The 15174-nt window shown below is 60.7% G+C and carries 13 protein-coding genes; 7 read left to right on the forward strand and 6 right to left on the reverse strand.

All coding sequences use genetic code 11. The features are described from left to right. Nucleotides 1-1314, forward strand: coding sequence for an NAD-dependent dihydropyrimidine dehydrogenase subunit PreA (gene preA, locus J0663_RS04110; protein ID WP_207243182.1), 1314 nt, complete (start codon nucleotides 1-3; stop codon nucleotides 1312-1314). 176 nt (nucleotides 1315-1490) lie between these two features. Continuing rightward, nucleotides 1491-3443: a malto-oligosyltrehalose trehalohydrolase gene (gene treZ, locus J0663_RS04115; RefSeq protein WP_246590394.1), complete on the forward strand. Its 1953-nt coding sequence runs from the start codon at nucleotides 1491-1493 to the stop codon at nucleotides 3441-3443. Here treZ and J0663_RS04120 read toward each other — a convergent pair. From J0663_RS04120 to J0663_RS04135, 4 genes are all read right to left on the reverse strand, one after another. Then, nucleotides 3440-4276, reverse strand: coding sequence for an SIR2 family protein (locus J0663_RS04120; protein WP_246590367.1), 837 nt, complete (start codon nucleotides 4274-4276; stop codon nucleotides 3440-3442). The two genes, treZ and J0663_RS04120, sit on opposite strands and share 4 nt — an antisense overlap. A gap of 205 nt (nucleotides 4277-4481) precedes the next feature. After that, complete coding sequence (locus J0663_RS04125) at nucleotides 4482-4916, reverse strand: DUF6766 family protein (RefSeq protein ID WP_207243184.1); 435 nt, start codon at nucleotides 4914-4916, stop codon at nucleotides 4482-4484. A gap of 49 nt (nucleotides 4917-4965) precedes the next feature. Beyond that, a complete protein-coding gene (locus tag J0663_RS04130) occupies nucleotides 4966-6003 on the reverse strand; it encodes a TIGR03885 family FMN-dependent LLM class oxidoreductase (protein WP_207243185.1) in 1038 nt (345 codons plus the stop codon). Then, nucleotides 6000-7607 (reverse strand): alpha-amylase family protein, encoded by a 1608-nt coding sequence (locus J0663_RS04135; RefSeq protein WP_246590368.1) that lies wholly within the window; start codon nucleotides 7605-7607, stop codon nucleotides 6000-6002. The genes J0663_RS04130 and J0663_RS04135 overlap by 4 nt, the downstream gene beginning before the upstream one ends. A gap of 181 nt (nucleotides 7608-7788) precedes the next feature. Between J0663_RS04135 and J0663_RS04140 the strand changes: the two genes are divergently transcribed. Further along, complete coding sequence (locus tag J0663_RS04140) at nucleotides 7789-8268, forward strand: alpha-amylase family glycosyl hydrolase (RefSeq protein WP_246590369.1); 480 nt, start codon at nucleotides 7789-7791, stop codon at nucleotides 8266-8268. A 98-nt stretch (nucleotides 8269-8366) separates the two neighbouring features. Here the strand turns inward: J0663_RS04140 and ftrA are convergent, their stop codons facing one another. After that, complete coding sequence (gene ftrA / locus J0663_RS04145) at nucleotides 8367-9365, reverse strand: transcriptional regulator FtrA (protein WP_207243187.1); 999 nt, start codon at nucleotides 9363-9365, stop codon at nucleotides 8367-8369. Nucleotides 9366-9434: 69 nt separating this feature from the next. Here ftrA and J0663_RS04150 point away from each other — a divergent pair, with 69 nt between their 5' ends. Then, nucleotides 9435-9845: a rhodanese-like domain-containing protein gene (locus J0663_RS04150; protein ID WP_207243188.1), complete on the forward strand. Its 411-nt coding sequence runs from the start codon at nucleotides 9435-9437 to the stop codon at nucleotides 9843-9845. A 38-nt stretch (nucleotides 9846-9883) separates the two neighbouring features. Here J0663_RS04150 and J0663_RS04155 read toward each other — a convergent pair whose 3' ends face one another. Further along, nucleotides 9884-10906 (reverse strand): zinc-dependent alcohol dehydrogenase family protein, encoded by a 1023-nt coding sequence (locus tag J0663_RS04155; protein ID WP_207243189.1) that lies wholly within the window; start codon nucleotides 10904-10906, stop codon nucleotides 9884-9886. 103 nt (nucleotides 10907-11009) lie between these two features. On the opposite strand from J0663_RS04155, the gene J0663_RS04160 reads away from it, so the two are divergent. The 3 genes from J0663_RS04160 to J0663_RS04170 all read left to right on the forward strand — a co-directional run bounded on the left by J0663_RS04160 (nucleotide 11010) and on the right by J0663_RS04170 (nucleotide 15170). Beyond that, nucleotides 11010-11909, forward strand: a complete 900-nt coding sequence (locus J0663_RS04160) for a LysR family transcriptional regulator (protein ID WP_207243190.1) — start codon at nucleotides 11010-11012, stop codon at nucleotides 11907-11909. Between the two features lie 151 nt (nucleotides 11910-12060). Further along, nucleotides 12061-12597, forward strand: coding sequence for a biliverdin-producing heme oxygenase (locus J0663_RS04165; RefSeq protein ID WP_207243191.1), 537 nt, complete (start codon nucleotides 12061-12063; stop codon nucleotides 12595-12597). After that, nucleotides 12594-15170 carry an HWE histidine kinase domain-containing protein gene (locus tag J0663_RS04170; RefSeq protein WP_207243192.1) on the forward strand — a complete coding sequence of 859 codons (2577 nt, stop codon included), beginning with the start codon at nucleotides 12594-12596 and terminating at the stop codon, nucleotides 15168-15170. Before J0663_RS04165 ends, J0663_RS04170 begins: the two co-directional genes overlap by 4 nt. Nucleotides 15171-15174 lie beyond the last annotated feature (4 nt).

Raw genomic sequence — 15174 nt, forward strand, 5'->3', positions numbered from 1 at the left:
ATGGCTGATCTCCGCAATAATTTCGTCGGCATCAAATCCCCGAACCCGTTCTGGCTGGCATCGGCGCCGCCGACCGACAAGGCCTACAACGTCGAGCGCGCCTTCAAGGCCGGCTGGGGCGGCGTGGTCTGGAAGACGCTCGGCGAGGAAGGCCCGCCGGTTGTCAACGTCAACGGGCCGCGCTACGGCGCAATCTTTGGCGCCGACCGCCGCCTGCTCGGCCTGAACAACATCGAGCTCATTACCGACCGCGACCTCTACACCAACCTGCGTGAAATGAAGCAGGTGAAGATGAACTGGCCGGACCGGGCGCTGATCGCCTCGATCATGGTGCCCTGTGAGGAACAGGCCTGGAAGGCAATCCTGCCTCTCGTCGAAGAGACCGGTGCCGACGGCATCGAACTCAATTTCGGCTGTCCGCACGGCATGTCGGAGCGCGGCATGGGCTCGGCCGTCGGCCAGGTGCCGGAATATATCGAGATGGTCGTGCGCTGGTGCAAGCAGTACACGCGTATGCCAGTCATCACCAAGCTGACGCCCAATATCACCGATATCCGCCGTCCTGCGCGGGCGGCCAAGGCCGGCGGCACCGATGCCGTGTCGCTGATCAACACGATCAATTCGATCGTCTCCGTAGATCTCGACAACTTCGCCCCCAACCCGACGGTCGGCGGCAAGGGCAGCCATGGCGGCTATTGCGGCCCGGCGGTCAAGCCGATCGCGCTCAACATGGTGGCCGAGATCGCCCGTGATCCGGAAACCTACGGCCTGCCAATCTCCGGCATTGGCGGCATCACCACCTGGCGGGACGCGGCCGAATTCCTCGTTCTCGGCGCCGGCAACGTACAGGTCTGCACCGCGGCGATGACCTACGGCTTCAAGATCGTGCAGGAGATGATCACTGGCCTTTCCGACTGGATGGATGAAAAGGGCCACAAGACCCTCGACGACATTACCGGCCGCGCCGTGCCCAACGTCACCGACTGGCAGTATCTGAACCTCAACTATGTCGCCAAGGCGAAGATCGATCAGGACGCCTGCATTAAATGCGGCCGCTGCCACATCGCCTGCGAGGACACTTCGCACCAGGCGATCACCAACGTCGTCAACGGCCTGCGCCATTTCGAGGTGATCGAAGAGGAATGCGTCGGCTGCAATCTCTGTGTCAACGTCTGTCCGGTCGAGAACTGCATCACCATGGAACCGCTTGCCGCCGGCACTCTCGACAGGCGTACCGGCCGCACCGTCGATCCGAACTATGCCAACTGGACGACCCACCCGAACAACCCGATGGCGCGCCAAGCGGCGGAGTGACGCTTCGTTACGCCGCGGACCAGCTCGTCCGCGGCGTAACGCTAGATTGCAAATCCGGATTTCGGGCTTGATGGGCGACCCGGCGGCGGGAACAACACGAGGCTGCCGAAGTTAGCGCAGGCGATCTCCGCGAGAGAGCCATGCACGACCACTCAAGCAGCGAAAAATCGAAACAGATGCCTCCCAGATCGAGCCGACGCCTTCCGATCGGAGCCGAGGTTGATGCCGGCGGCGTTTCGTTCCGACTCTGGGCCCCTGCCAGAGAGCGCTGTTTCCTCGTGATCGGGGGAAATTCCGAATACGAGATGAACGCGGAAGACGACGGCTACTTCTGCCTCAATCTGCCGGGCTTGAGTGAAGGGACGCGATATCAGTTTCACTTTGGCGACACGGATGATCTCCTTGCCGATCCTGCCTCGCGTTTTCAGCCGGAGGGTCTATCGGGGCCATCAGCTGTCGTCGATCCGGCGCGGTATCAGTGGAATGATCACGATTGGCAAGGGATCCAAGCCTTCGGAGCTGTTGTCTATGAGATGCATATCGGCACCTTCACGAGGGAGGGTACCTTTGCGGCAGCCCGGGAAAAGCTGGCTAAACTGCGGGCGATTGGCATCACCTGCCTGGAGGTAATGCCGATCAACGAGTTTGAAGGCGAGTTCGGCTGGGGTTACGACGGCACGTTGCTCTATGCTCCGACCCGGCTCTATGGACTGCCTGATGACGTGCGCGCCTTCATCGACGAAGCCCACCGGATCGGCATTGGTGTGATCCTCGACGTGGTCTACAATCACTTCGGCAAAGGCGAGCGTTTTTGCGAATTTACACCAGACTATTTCACCGAGCGTTACTCGAACGAATGGGGCAAGTCGATCAATTTCGATGGTCCGAACTGCCGTGGCGTCCGCGAATATATCGCAAAGAACGCGACCTACTGGATCGACGAATTTCATTTTGACGGATTGCGCATCGATGCAACGCAGGCCTTGTTCGACTCAAGCCGCGAACACATCGTCACGGTCATTGCCAGGGAAGCTCGCGCAGCAACGAGACAGCGTCAAATCTATCTCGTCAGCGAAAATGAGCCGCAACAAACCGACATGGCGCGACCGGCTAAGGTGGGAGGGCATGGGCTGGACGCCTTGTGGAATGAGGATTTCCACCGCTCCGCGACAGTCGCGCTGACGGGCCGCAATGAAGCCTATTATCATGATCATCGCGGTACGGCTCAGGAACTCGTTTCTGCCGCCAAATATGGCTGCCTGTTTCAGGGACAAAGATACGATTGGCAGGACAAGCCACGGGGCACTGCGGGGTTCGACCTCAAGCCGTGGAATTTTGTCCACTTTCTCCAAAATCACGATCAGATCGCCAACTCCGGCACAGGAACCAGGATCGGCCACATAACATCGCCGGCTCGCCTTCGAGCCCTGACGGCGCTCCATTTACTGGGGCCGCAGACGCCCATGCTCTTTCAGGGGCAGGAGTTTGGTTCCTCTTCCCCGTTCTATTATTTCGCAGATCACGAGGGAGAAATCGCCGACGTGGTACGGCAGGGACGGCGCAGTTTTATAAGCCAATTCCCGAACCTGAGGGATGAAGAACTGCTTAGACACATGGCGGATCCATGTGCTCGCGCGACGTTCGACAAGGTGAAGCTTGATTGGGCCGAATGGGACAGGAACGCGGGAGTCGTTCAGCTTCATCGCGACCTGCTGAATCTGCGTCAGACAGATAAGGCCTTTTCTCGCCAGGCCTGCGCCCGTGACGGCGAAATGGACGGCAGTATCTTGTCCAGCACCGCCTTTCTCCTGCGATTCTTCGCCGAGGAACCCTCTGACGAGAGACTATTGCTGATCAACTTCGGCAACGATCTCGCGATAGACAGTCTGCCGGATCCGCTTTTTGCTCCACCAGAGGCTCACCAATGGCATCTCTCGTGGTCCAGTGAAGATGCCTCATACGGTGGTAGCGGCCGCCGCCCCTATGATTTTCAAAAGCGCTGGGTATTGAATGGGGATATTGCCCTCGTGCTCGCCGCCGCAAAATTCCATAATAAGCAAGACGCGCCAGCAGTGCCGATGGAGAAGTGGCAAGCCGGCATTTTGCGAGCCGGAGATCCTGACACTTAGCGGCAGTCGTCCGGATTTCGTCGTTCAAGCAGACGTCCGAGGAACTGAGCGAGGGAGTGACCTGAATTCTCGCCGTCGCCGCTGAGGACGGTGACGCCCCACCTCTTGAGGACGTGCACCTGGACTTCGCTTGGCTCGTGCATGAAGAGAAATAGCGGCGGCCGGTGTCGGTCCAGCCCTGTTCGACGCCACGTTGACCACAGATGATGGAGCAAAAAGCGAATATTCAGATCTGACATGCTGTAGCCGATGAACAGCAATGTCGAGGCGAAGGCATCACTCCTGAATTTGATGTCCAAGGGGGCACCAAATGACAGGCGGTCGAAGTAGTCCGACTCGGTCAGCACCAGCGTGTCAGGATCGGAGAAATCGCCGTGATATTTGACAATCTGAGTTTTGCCGGCCGGCGCCATGGCCATGTCTTTCGCGCTCGTGATCCGGGTGAATGGCCGCCCGAATGTTTCATAGGACATCTCGAGATTTGAATCGTAATTCGTCGTGTAGACGAGAGGAAAGTCCAGTTCCACGATCAGCCGATGCAACTCCGAGTTTTTCAGTTGCGCCGGCGAAATCTGCCACTCGCGCTTCATCCAGTCGACCAACTGAGACAATGAGCCGTGCTTCAGGCGGTAATATTCGGCGATCTCCTGGTAGGTCGTGCCGTTCGCGACGGCGAACGACGAAGGCAGGCCTAGATCCATCAACATGTGGTCAATCAGGCAGGTCCACGACGGTAAGCCGACATTCATCGATATGCCTGCGCCAACGAACAACATAGCCTGCCGGCGTTCAAGCGCGCCGGCGATCGCCACTATCTGTTCATCGTGTGCCACGGCTCCTCCTGACTTCCGCAGACCAAACGTCGTCTAGAGGGACTTGTTTCCGTCCGCTAGCGTACCTCCGTGCGGTGCTTGACCTCAAGCTGGAAAGAAGCGTGGCCACTCTCCTTTTTTACGTGGCTGCTTCGGGCGCCTCGACTGGCTCCGACCGGCTGCGGGATGCAAACGACCGGCACCTCCGTGATCCGCCTGCGCCGGCCTAGGTGGCGTCGCCGATCCGTTTCGGGCCTCTTTGCGTCTCCAGCTCGTGGGCGTATGGACCCGCATGTCCACCGGTTCTCATGAAGTGTTTGTCGATCTCGGCGATGATCGCTTCAGCCTTCTCTCCGCCATTCAATCTGATCAGAGCGTCCAGTTTCGCTTCGGTGCGGTCATCGTTTTCCTTCGAAGAAGGAGATCCGATATAGAGAAAGTAGGCAAGACCCACGACCTGCCAGAGCAACTGCAAGAATTCGGACTGCCAATTTTCAAAGGTGTCTCGGCTCATCTCCATGAGGTAGGCATTGATATCAGGGGCTTGACCGTGGCTCTGTTGCTCGCCGACAAAAGCAAACCAGCCAAACAACCAATGGCCGGCGAGCGAAAATAGAAAGAAGCCGACTGTGATCCAGGCGTAGGCGTATTTCTTGAACATAATACCTCCTTTGGCAGGCAACTGGTGCGTCAGCCGCAATGAAGTCCGATCAGCTGGTTCCTGGCCTGCCCTTCAGGTTTACCCGGATCGAGGGATCGGATGCAGCAGCTGTCGCGCCGGCCCTGAAAACGGGCAGGACCTCGCGTCCGTAGACTTCGATGAATTCGCACTGATTGCGCCCGACATTATGAATGTAGATCTCTTCGAATCCCATCGCGACGTCAGCTTCCAGCCACTCGACATGCTGTTGCGGATCAGCCGAGATGCGCACATGTTCATCCAGGTCTTCCGGCCGCACCTTCAGACACGCCTCATCGAATTCTTCCGGCAACCGAAGCGTTTCCGAGATTGCGGCCGAAATTGCGTTGCTCCGCCACTGCTCGAAGGCGTTTGCCCTGGCGTCCTCATCGGAGCCGGCGTATGAAACATGTGTCTGCAGGTAGAGCGGCTTTTCCTCCCCGCCGCCGCGCCGGAAGGCATCGACGATTTTGCGGAGCTTGTCGGGCGGTTGATTGATGGTGATAAGCGCATCCGCCCAGCCTCCCGCCCACTCAGCCGTTTCCGGCGAAAGAGCGCCGGCAACAATGCGAGGAATTTCGTCGGGAAGAGTGTGGATGCGGGCCTGATCGACTTTGATAGGCCCTGCCCGGCTGACAAGCTTGCCCGACCACAAGTCGCGGATGATCTCGACGGCCGCGAGTAGCCGTTCGTTTCTTTCCGACTTGGAAGGCCAGCGTTCACCGATGACGTGTTCATTCATGGCTTGCCCGCTACCGACCGCGATCCACGGCAACCGTTCCGAAAACATCTCTGCGATCGTCGCGCCAGCCTGCGCGGTAATTGCCGGGTGATAACGCCAGCCCATAGGGATGGTGATGATACCGAACGGAATAGCCCGCGTGGCTTGGAGCGCCGCTCCTAACCAGGCCCAAGCAAAGCCCGACTGCCCCTGCCGCTCGCTCCATGGCGTCAGGTGATCGGACGACATCACGGCGTCGAAACCTGCAGCCTCCGCCGCTTGCACATATCCAATGAGCTCACTTGGCGAAAATTGTTCATGGGACGCGTGATAGCCGATGAGCGTCATGATCCGTTACCTTCGGAAATAAACCAGTGGTAGGCATAGGGCTCGAGCTCCAGGCGCGTCTGGGTGATACCTTCGTACTCAACATCGCCGATCAGATCTCGAAACCTCCTGGGCTGCATGCCGGCAAAATTTATCTCCGTCTCGATAGGCCGGCCCGCGAGGTTATGGACGAGCAACAGAAGCGCCCCAGCGTCTTCAAAACCGTGGACCAAAACGGCCGGATCCGCGGCGCTTACCCTCACCATCCGCCCCTTTGTGAAGATCGGCTGGTTCCTGCGAAGAGAGATAAAGCGCCTGATGCCGTTCAATAGGGAATCCGGATCCTTCGATTGGTCGGCAACATTGACCCTCTTGAAGGAAAACGGGCCATCGGCGACGATCGGTTGACACAGTTTTCCGGCATTGGCACCGGAGAAGCCGGCATTCTTCTCCGCCGACCATTGCATCGGTACCCTCACCGTATTGCGTCCGGACTGGGACAGGTCCTCGCCGATGCCGATCTCATCGCCGTAGACGATAAGCGGCGGCCCGCTCAGCGAGAAGATGATGCTGAAGGCAAGTTCGATTCGTCGCTGGTCGCCGCTCAACATGGGCGCAACGCGACGGCGGATACCGCGTCCGAATGCCTGCATCTCTTCCTTCGGCGCGAAGGCGTCGAATACGTTCTTTTTCAATTCCGCGGAAACTCGAGAAAAATCGAGCTCGTCGAGGTTGCGCAGGAAATTGACCCAGCCGCAGCCGGGCGGTGGTTCCGGGAGCAGGCTCAGTCCGTGGTTGATCGAGGACGCATCTTCCCGGGCGAACCTCGCGAAGAGATAGCAAGCGAGCATGAAGTTGAGCAGAAGCTGGAGTTGCTCCCCTTCCCCGAAAAACGCGTCGGAAGCCTCCGGTGGAAGATTGACTTCGCCGACGAGCACACCGCCCGGCCGCCTGCTTTGCAGATAGCTGCCGATCTGCCTGAGGATGCCATGCGGATCACGGGGATTGGCATGCTCGAGTCCTTTATCGGCGATGATGAGCGGAGCAGCGTCGAGCCTGAACCCGCTGACGCCGAACGCAGTCCAGTAGTCGACAATGCGCAACATCTCTTCCCGGACCTGCGGGTTAGCAGCGTTCAATTCGGGTTGAAACTCGTAGAAACTATGGAAATAAGAGGCTCGCGCCACCTGATCATAGGTCCAAAGGCTTTCCACTTCGCCCGGAAAAATCGATTTGGCTCCTGGAGCGACAGGTGGGGGATCGGCGCTCCAGACATAGTAACCGCGGTAGCGCGTCTCGTCGTCCCGCCTGGCGGCCTGGAACCAGGGATGCTGATCGGATGTGTGATTGACGACGAGATCGACGATTACCCGAATGCCATGCTCACCCGCGCTGTGCAGAAATGTCAGAAAGTCATCAAGCGTTCCGACCTTCGGGTTGATCGAATAAAAGTCGCTGACGTCATAACCGTTGTCACGGTCAGGGCTGCGGTAAAACGGCAGGAGCCAGATGCAGGTGATCCCCAGTTCTGAAAGGTATGGCACCTTTTCGGTCAGTCCGATGAAGTCGCCAATTCCGTGATCATTGCCATCGGCGAATTTCTCGACATCGACACTGTAGATCACTGCCTCCTCATACCAGCTGCTGCTACGGTTCGGCACCGCAATGGTCTCCCGATAATCTCTGTTGCCACACCTCCTAACGGTTTCGAGAGGAGGGGGTTCCTCGGGTCGGCTGGTCTGCCGACGTGCGGGATGCGGAAGGAAGGATTGGCCCGGTGGAACCCGCAAGCATCCCCAGATCGGAATGACCAACGTCCCTTTCACCTCGATCTCACAGTATCGGGATATCGAAACCATCAACATGCACAGGCTCCACGTGGAGGCCGGGCTTTCACCGGAGGAATTCATCCGCGGAGCAAACGAGAACGGCCGCGACAACGCCCGCACACCGATGCAATGGAGTGCTGCCCCCTACGGCGGTTTCTCTGCCGGCGTGCCCTGGATCGAGGTCAATCCTAATTACCCGAAGGTCAACGCCGAAGCGGCCATCAAGGACGAGAGGTCGATCTGGAACCATTATCGCAAGCTGATCGCTCTCCGGAAAACCCACCCTGTCATCGTCTATGGGGAGTACCGGTCCTGGCTCGACCAGCACCCCGATGTCTTCGTTTATACCCGCGCGCTCGACAGGAGCTGGATCATAGTGGTTGCCAACTTCACCCCTAGGAATATTGCGTTGAGTTTACCGACGGAGCTCGCCATCATGGGAGAATGCCTTATCTGAATTATGAACCGGTGCACATGATCGGGGAAACGGTTGAGCTCAAGCCGTACGAGACGTTTGCCATAGAGTGTAAGTGAAGCAAGTGGCACCGTCAGGCGCTAACCGCCGAATGACTTCCGATAGGCATGCGGACTCGTGCCCAGCCGCTTGCGGAAGTGATGCCGCATCGTCGCCAGCGTGCCGAAGCCGCTTGATATCGCGATGTCGTCGAGCGATACGGCAAGCTCTCTTTCGAGAAGGTCGCGGGCGTGGCGCAGCCGCTCCTTCAGCAGCCATTCGCCGACGCTGAGACCGGTCGTCGCTTCGAAGCGGCGCTGGAAGGTGCGCATGCTCATGCCGGCCCTCTCGGCGAGCAAGCTGATCGGCTGCTCCTCGGCAAGGCTTTGACGCATCCATTCGATCAGCGGGCCCAGGCGAATACCTTCGCGTTCCTGCGGAACCGGCACGCTGATGAACTGCGCCTGTCCCCCTTCTCGGTGCGGCGGCACGACGAGGCGGCGGGCGACACTATTGGCGGCCTCCGAGCCGAAATCGCTGCGCACGACATGTAGGCATAGATCGATGCCGGCAGCGCTGCCGGCCGCCGTCAGCAGGCTGCCCTCGTCGATGTAGAGAACGTCGGCATCGAGCGTGATGTCGGGATAACGTGCCGCGATCGAGGCGACATAGCGCCAATGCGTCGTCGCCCTGCGGTTGGCGAGCAGGCCGGAGCCTGCAAGGACGGCAACGCCGGAGCAGAACGACATGATGCGCGCGCCGCGCCGATGCGCCGCCCTTAACGCGGCGGCGAGCGGTTCCGGCACAGGCGCATCGATCGACCGCCAGCCGGGCACGACGATCAGTTCCGCCTCGTCGAGCACCTCCAGCCCGTTGTCGACCGCGACCGTCAATCCGCCGGCGGCGCGAAGCGGCCCCGGCTCGATGCCGCAGACCGAGAAGCGATACCAGCCCTCGCCCATCTCCGGACGCGGCAGCCCGAAGACCTCGTAGGCAATGCCGAATTCGAAGGTGCAGAGCCCGTCATAGGCAAGAACTGCGACCAGTGGTCCCTTCGTCTGCAGAGATGCGTTTGGCATGATCTTTACGCTGTCAGTCATGATGGCCAATTTCGCAAATCTCTAACATCGGCGATACCAGGCGGCAATCCAACACGATAGGAAAGACCGATGCCCAGCGCCGTCTCCGAAATGTCAGCCGCCGAACCCGATATCGCCGCCGCCCATTACGCTGCCAAGCTCGCCTTCGAAACCGATTGTTCGGATGTCCGCGCAGCCTTTGCCGCCGGCAAGGTCGATTTCGTCCTTCTCGACGTGCGCTCGCCGGCGCTGTTTGCGCAATCCCACGTGCCGGGCGCGATCAACCTGCCCCATGGCAAGATGACCGCGCATCGCATGTCGGAATGGGCCAGCGACACGCTCTTCGTCGTCTATTGCGCCGGTCCGCATTGCAACGGCGCCGACAAGGCCGCTTTCCGCCTCGCCAAGCTTGGCCTCCAGGCCAAGCTGATGATCGGCGGTGTGACCGGCTGGGCCGACGAGGGTTTCGAGTTCGAACGCAAGGCCATCGCCGCCGAATGAAAGAACGCTCCCTTCCATAATGGGAGGGAGCGCCTGTCTCAAAATTCGATGACGACCTTGCCGAACGGACCTCGATAGAGATGATCGAGCGCCTGCGGCAGTTCCGCGAAGGCATACCGCCGGTCGATGACCGGCTTCAACCCGGTCTGGTCGACCGCCCGCACCAGATCTTCCAGCGCCCGCCGATGACCGACCGCAATCCCCTGCACGACAGGTGCCTTGAGAAGCAGCGGCGCCGCCGGCGCCGAAACCTCGAAGCCCTCGAAAACACCGATCACCGAAATCCGGCCGTTGACCGCCACGGCCTTCAGCGCCTGGCCGAGATGCGGTCCGCCGACGATTTCGAGCACGTGGTCGACGCCATAGTCGCCGGTCAGGCGATGGAGCTGCTCCACCCAGTCGCCCTCATGCCGGTTGATCAGATGATCGGCGCCGAGCGCCTGCGCCCGGTCGAGCTTTTCGCTGCTGCCCGACGTGACGAAGACCTCGGCGCCCTGTGCCTTGGCGATCTGCAGGCCGAAGAGCGCGACGCCGCCGGTTCCCTGCACCAGCACCTTATCGCCGGCCTTCAGCTTGCCGCATTCGATCAGCGCGAACCATGCCGTCAACCCGGCGCAGGGCAGCGTGCTCGCTTCGGCGGCATCGAGCGTTTTCGGTGCAAGGGTAAACCACTCCTCGGAAAGCACCGTGTATTCGGACAGCACGCCCGGATAGAAACCGCCGCGCGTCTGGTAAGGTAGATCACGCGCCGTACCGGGGCCGCGGCCGTCGATCCAGTCCGGGGAAAAGGTGGAGATAACGAGATCGCCGGGTTTGAAGCGGGTAACATCTGGCCCGACGGCCTCGACCATGCCTGCCATGTCCGAGGCCGGCACGAAGGGAAACTGCAACGGCAGCCCCATGCCGCTTTCGAGCACCAGCCTGTCGCGGAAATTGAGGGAGACCGCCTGCGTCCGCACCCGGATCATCGCGCCGGACACCTCGGGAATTCTGGCTTCACCGATCGTCAGATTGGCCTCCGGCCCGATCGCATCGGTTTGCCACTGCCTTGTCGTCTGCATCTTCCTGCTCCTTCTCCATTGGAGGAGCAGCACATATATCGTTGAATAATGATCTCCTGTTGCGATATTAAATCGCCATAATGGTGCCATTGAGGAAACAAATATGGAGCGGCTGAAGGGCATTTCGATCTTCGTCGAGACGGTTGAAGCCGGTGGTTTCGCAGCTGCCGCCGAACGGCTTCATCTCACACGCTCGGCCGTCAGCAAGACGATTGCAAGGCTCGAGCAGCGGCTCGGCGTCCGGCTCTTCAACCGCACAACCCGGACCCAGAGCCTGACCGACGAAGGCCGCTTCTTCTATGAGCGCTGCCTGAGAGCCATCGAGGAAATCCGGATCGGCGAGGCGCAGCTTGAATCGGGCAGGCGCGAGGTGCGCGGCAGGCTGAGGGTATCGATGCCGGCGCTGTTCGGGCGCCACTGCGCCGCTCCGATCCTCACCCGCCTGCTGGACGATCACCCGGATCTCGAACTCGACTTGTCCTTCAGCGATCGCGTCGTCGATCTCCTGGAGGACGGATTCGACCTTGCCGTCCGCAACGGCCCGCTGAAGGACAATCCCGATCTGATGGCGCGGAGGATCGCCCGGCAGTCAATGACGGTCTGCGCCTCGCCCGCCTATCTTCAAAAACATGGCGTGCCGCAAACGCTCGACGACCTCGCCCACCATCAGGGCATCGTCTATCGCAGGGGCGACAATGACAGGGCCTGGATCTTCCCGGCGGCGGCCGGTTCCCCACGCGAAGTTCTGCCGAAATCGCGGCTGCGGCTCGACGATCTCGCCTCGATAGCGGACGCTGCGGTTGAAGGCCGCGGGCTAGCCTGGCTGACCTGCTGGCTGGTGCGGGACAGGGTCCAGTCTGGTGAACTCGTGCGGGTCCTGACCGATATGCCGTCCAGCATTTTCGAAGCCTATGCCGTCTGGCCGAGATCGCCGGTGATGCTGCCGAAAGTGCGCCTTGCGATCGATACGCTGGCTGCGGAGCTGCCTGAGATAATGAGCTGAAAGACGCGGCCTCTCGGGAAGCTCAAGCCAAACGGGAAGCCCATGTTTTTCTGTGGGTTTGTCTGGAAGTACCGAGATGCCGCAATATATCGTTAGTTCGTCGCTCCCGCATAAACGGCATCCGTGCCATATCACTCAGAACACGGTCCACATGTCACTTCGCAGCGTGCTCCGCGCACAAACAGCAGATTGCCACGCCGAAGTCGATAAGCTCTTCGGCACTTTCGACCTCTCCAGCAACGTGCAGTACAGGACATTCCTGCGCGCGCATGCCCGGGTCGTACCGGCGGCGGAAAATGCACTCGACGAGGCCGGGGTCGTTCGGCTGCTGCCCGACTGGCCGGAACGAAGGCGAGCGCAGCTGCTGCTTGCCGATATCGGCGAACTCGGCGACCGTTTGCCCGAGCGCCTTCCGGCGCCGGCATTGCATGATGAAGCGGCGCTCTGGGGTGCCCTCTACGTCCTCGAAGGCTCGAAACTCGGCGGCGCCGTGCTCGCGAGATCCGTACCCGATCCCCTGCCCAGCCGCTATCTCACGCCACGAGGTCCAAAGGGTGCCATCAGGATCTTCATGGATCGTCTCGAGGCAATCGGGGCCGACGATCCCTTCGCCGCCGTTTCCTCGGCGCGCACGCTCTTCGATCTTTTCCTCAAAGCCGGGCAGCTCGAACTGGAAGCCGTCCCATGAGCGGCACACCCGAACCCGTCGATCTCACCAACTGCGACCGTGAGCCGATCCACCAGCTCGGCGCCATCCAACCCTTTGGCTTCCTGCTGACGATATCGCTCGACTGGATGGTCACGCGGGCCTCCGCCAATCTTGCGGAGTTTATAGGCGTGTCCCAGGCCGATGCGCTCGGCCGTCCGATTTCCTCGCTGATCACGCCGGAGGCGCTGCACACGATCCGCAACAAGCTGACCACGCTGCGCGGTCCCGATGTCGTCGAGCGCATTTTCGACATTGCCCTGCTGCCCGATCAGTCGCGTTTCGACCTTGCCGTTCACGTCAACGAAAATCAGGTCATCCTCGAAGGCGAACGCTGCCAGCAAGAAAAGCGCAACGCTCCGTCGCTTTCCATGCGCAGCATGATGTCCCGCCTCGACCAGACGGAAACGCTGGAGGCTTTTTTCCGCGAGGGCGCGAGGCAGGCACGCGCGCTCACCGGCTTCGACCGGGTGATGGTCTATCGTTTCGATGAAGGGGGTTCCGGCGAGGTCGTGGCGGAGGCCGCCCGCAGCGGCATCGGCTCGTTCCTCGGGCTGCACTATCCGGCCTCCGACATTCCAATTCAGGCGCGCGCGCTTTATCTGCGCAACCTATTCCGCATCATCGCCGATATCGAGGCGGTGCCTGTGCCGGTTCTCCCGCAGCTCGACGAACAGGGCCAGCCGCTCGATCTCTCCATGTCGGTGCTGCGTTCGGTCTCGCCGATCCATATCGAATATCTGAAAAACATGGGCGTCGGCGCGTCGCTTTCCATATCGATCGTCGTGGACGGCAAGCTCTGGGGCCTGTTTGCCTGCCATCATTACGGCCCGCGCCTGCCATCGGCGCAAAGCCGCTCGACTGCCGAACTCTTCGGCCAGATGTTCGCGTCGCGTCTTGAAAGCCGTGAACGGCGGCTGGCGCTCGACTACGAGACCAAGGCGCGTCGCATCGCCGATCGTCTTCTCACCTCCGTCGCCGATAATGCCAGCCTGCTCGACGATCCGGCCTGGTTGATCGAGGCGCTCGCCGACGCCATTCCTGCCGACGGCATCGGCGTCTGGATCAATGGGCGCCTCGCGCTTGCAGGCATCGGGCCGGATGAGCGAGGCTTTTCCGCTCTCATCCGCCATCTCAACCGCAACGCCGGCGGGCGCATCTATGCCGTCGACAGGCTTGGCGAAACCTATCCGGATCTTGAAATCGACGATGTGGTGGCAGGCATGCTTGCCATCCCGATCTCGCGTTCGCCGCGCGATTACGTCGTGCTTTTCCGTCAGGAACTGGTGCGCACCGTCCGCTGGGGCGGCGATCCGCACAAGCCGTTGGAATATGGCCCCAACGGCCCGCGGCTGACGCCGCGCAAGAGCTTCGAAGCCTGGTCGGAACTGGTGCGCGGCCGCTCGCTGCCCTTTACGGAAGCCGAGCGCCGGGTCGCCGAAACGATCCGCCTCACGCTGATCGAAGTGGTGCTGCGCCTGACCGACGAGGCCAGCATGGCGCGCCAGATGGCGAACGAGCGGCAGGAACTGCTGATCGCCGAACTCAACCACCGCGTCCGCAACATATTGAGCCTCATTACCGGAATCATCCGGCAGTCGCAGACGACGTCGGTCGGCCTCGGTGACTATGTCCGTCAACTCGAGGGCCGCATTCAGTCGCTCTCCCGTGCCCATGACCAGATCACCAGGGATCACTGGGCGCCCGCTTCGCTGCGGCAATTGTTATCGGCCGAAACCGCGGCCTATCTTGGAAAAAACGCGCAACGCTTCCGGATGAGGGGCGAAGACGTGCTGCTGGAGCCGCAGGCCTTTTCCACCGCCGCCCTGGTTTTCCATGAGCTGATGACCAACAGCGCCAAATACGGCAGCCTCTCCATCGCCGGCAGCGGCACGATCGAACTCAGCTGGGAGCGCGACAATGAAGGCAATCTGCGCATCGATTGGCGCGAAAAGGACGGCCCGCCCGTCATCGAGCCGAACCGCCACGGGTTCGGTTCGACGATCATCCGGCGCTCCATTCCCTACGACCTCGGCGGCAAGGCCGAAGTCCGCTACATCAAGGAGGGGCTGGAGGCGGATTTCCTGATTCCGGCTCGCTACGTGAACGCCGTCGACCCCAGCCTGTTGCAGAACGCGACGACTGCCGGCGTTGCGCCAAGCAAAACCGCGCCCGCCGATGATCAGGAGCCGCTATCAGGTCTGAAGATCCTGCTGGTGGAAAACAACCTGATCATCGCCATGGATGGAGAGGACATCCTGCGCCGCCTGGGTGCCGACGTGAGCACGGCGCCGAGCGTCGCCGAGGCGATGGAGATCCTCGCCGGCCAGTCCTTCGATTTCGCGCTTCTCGATGTCAATTTGGGAGACGAGACGAGTTTCGGGATTGCCGACCGATTGGCAGCCGCAGGCGTTCCCTTCGTGTTTGCCACGGGTTACGGCGAAGGGATCGCCCAGGCGAATAGCCACTCGGGCGCACCCGTCTTGCAGAAACCCTATACGACCGAAGGCATAACCGATCTCCTCGCCCGGGTGGAGCTTCCCAAGAGGAAATAAGATG

The organism is Rhizobium lentis (genome assembly GCF_017352135.1).
GTDB classification, from domain to species: Bacteria; Pseudomonadota; Alphaproteobacteria; order Rhizobiales; family Rhizobiaceae; genus Rhizobium; species Rhizobium lentis.

Excerpts from the sequence above, each read along its gene's own strand:
- preA (WP_207243182.1), top strand. The coding sequence starts at position 1 with ATGGCTGATCTCCGCAATAATTTCGTCGGCATCAAATCCCCGAACCCG.
- treZ (WP_246590394.1), top strand. The coding sequence starts at position 1,491 with ATGCCTCCCAGATCGAGCCGACGCCTTCCGATCGGAGCCGAGGTTGAT.
- J0663_RS04125 (WP_207243184.1), bottom strand. The coding sequence starts at position 4,916 with ATGTTCAAGAAATACGCCTACGCCTGGATCACAGTCGGCTTCTTTCTA.
- J0663_RS04130 (WP_207243185.1), bottom strand. The coding sequence starts at position 6,003 with ATGACGCTCATCGGCTATCACGCGTCCCATGAACAATTTTCGCCAAGT.
- J0663_RS04140 (WP_246590369.1), top strand. The coding sequence starts at position 7,789 with ATGACCAACGTCCCTTTCACCTCGATCTCACAGTATCGGGATATCGAA.
- ftrA (WP_207243187.1), bottom strand. The coding sequence starts at position 9,365 with ATGACTGACAGCGTAAAGATCATGCCAAACGCATCTCTGCAGACGAAG.
- J0663_RS04150 (WP_207243188.1), top strand. The coding sequence starts at position 9,435 with ATGCCCAGCGCCGTCTCCGAAATGTCAGCCGCCGAACCCGATATCGCC.
- J0663_RS04155 (WP_207243189.1), bottom strand. The coding sequence starts at position 10,906 with ATGCAGACGACAAGGCAGTGGCAAACCGATGCGATCGGGCCGGAGGCC.
- J0663_RS04160 (WP_207243190.1), top strand. The coding sequence starts at position 11,010 with ATGGAGCGGCTGAAGGGCATTTCGATCTTCGTCGAGACGGTTGAAGCC.
- J0663_RS04165 (WP_207243191.1), top strand. The coding sequence starts at position 12,061 with ATGTCACTTCGCAGCGTGCTCCGCGCACAAACAGCAGATTGCCACGCC.
- J0663_RS04170 (WP_207243192.1), top strand. The coding sequence starts at position 12,594 with ATGAGCGGCACACCCGAACCCGTCGATCTCACCAACTGCGACCGTGAG.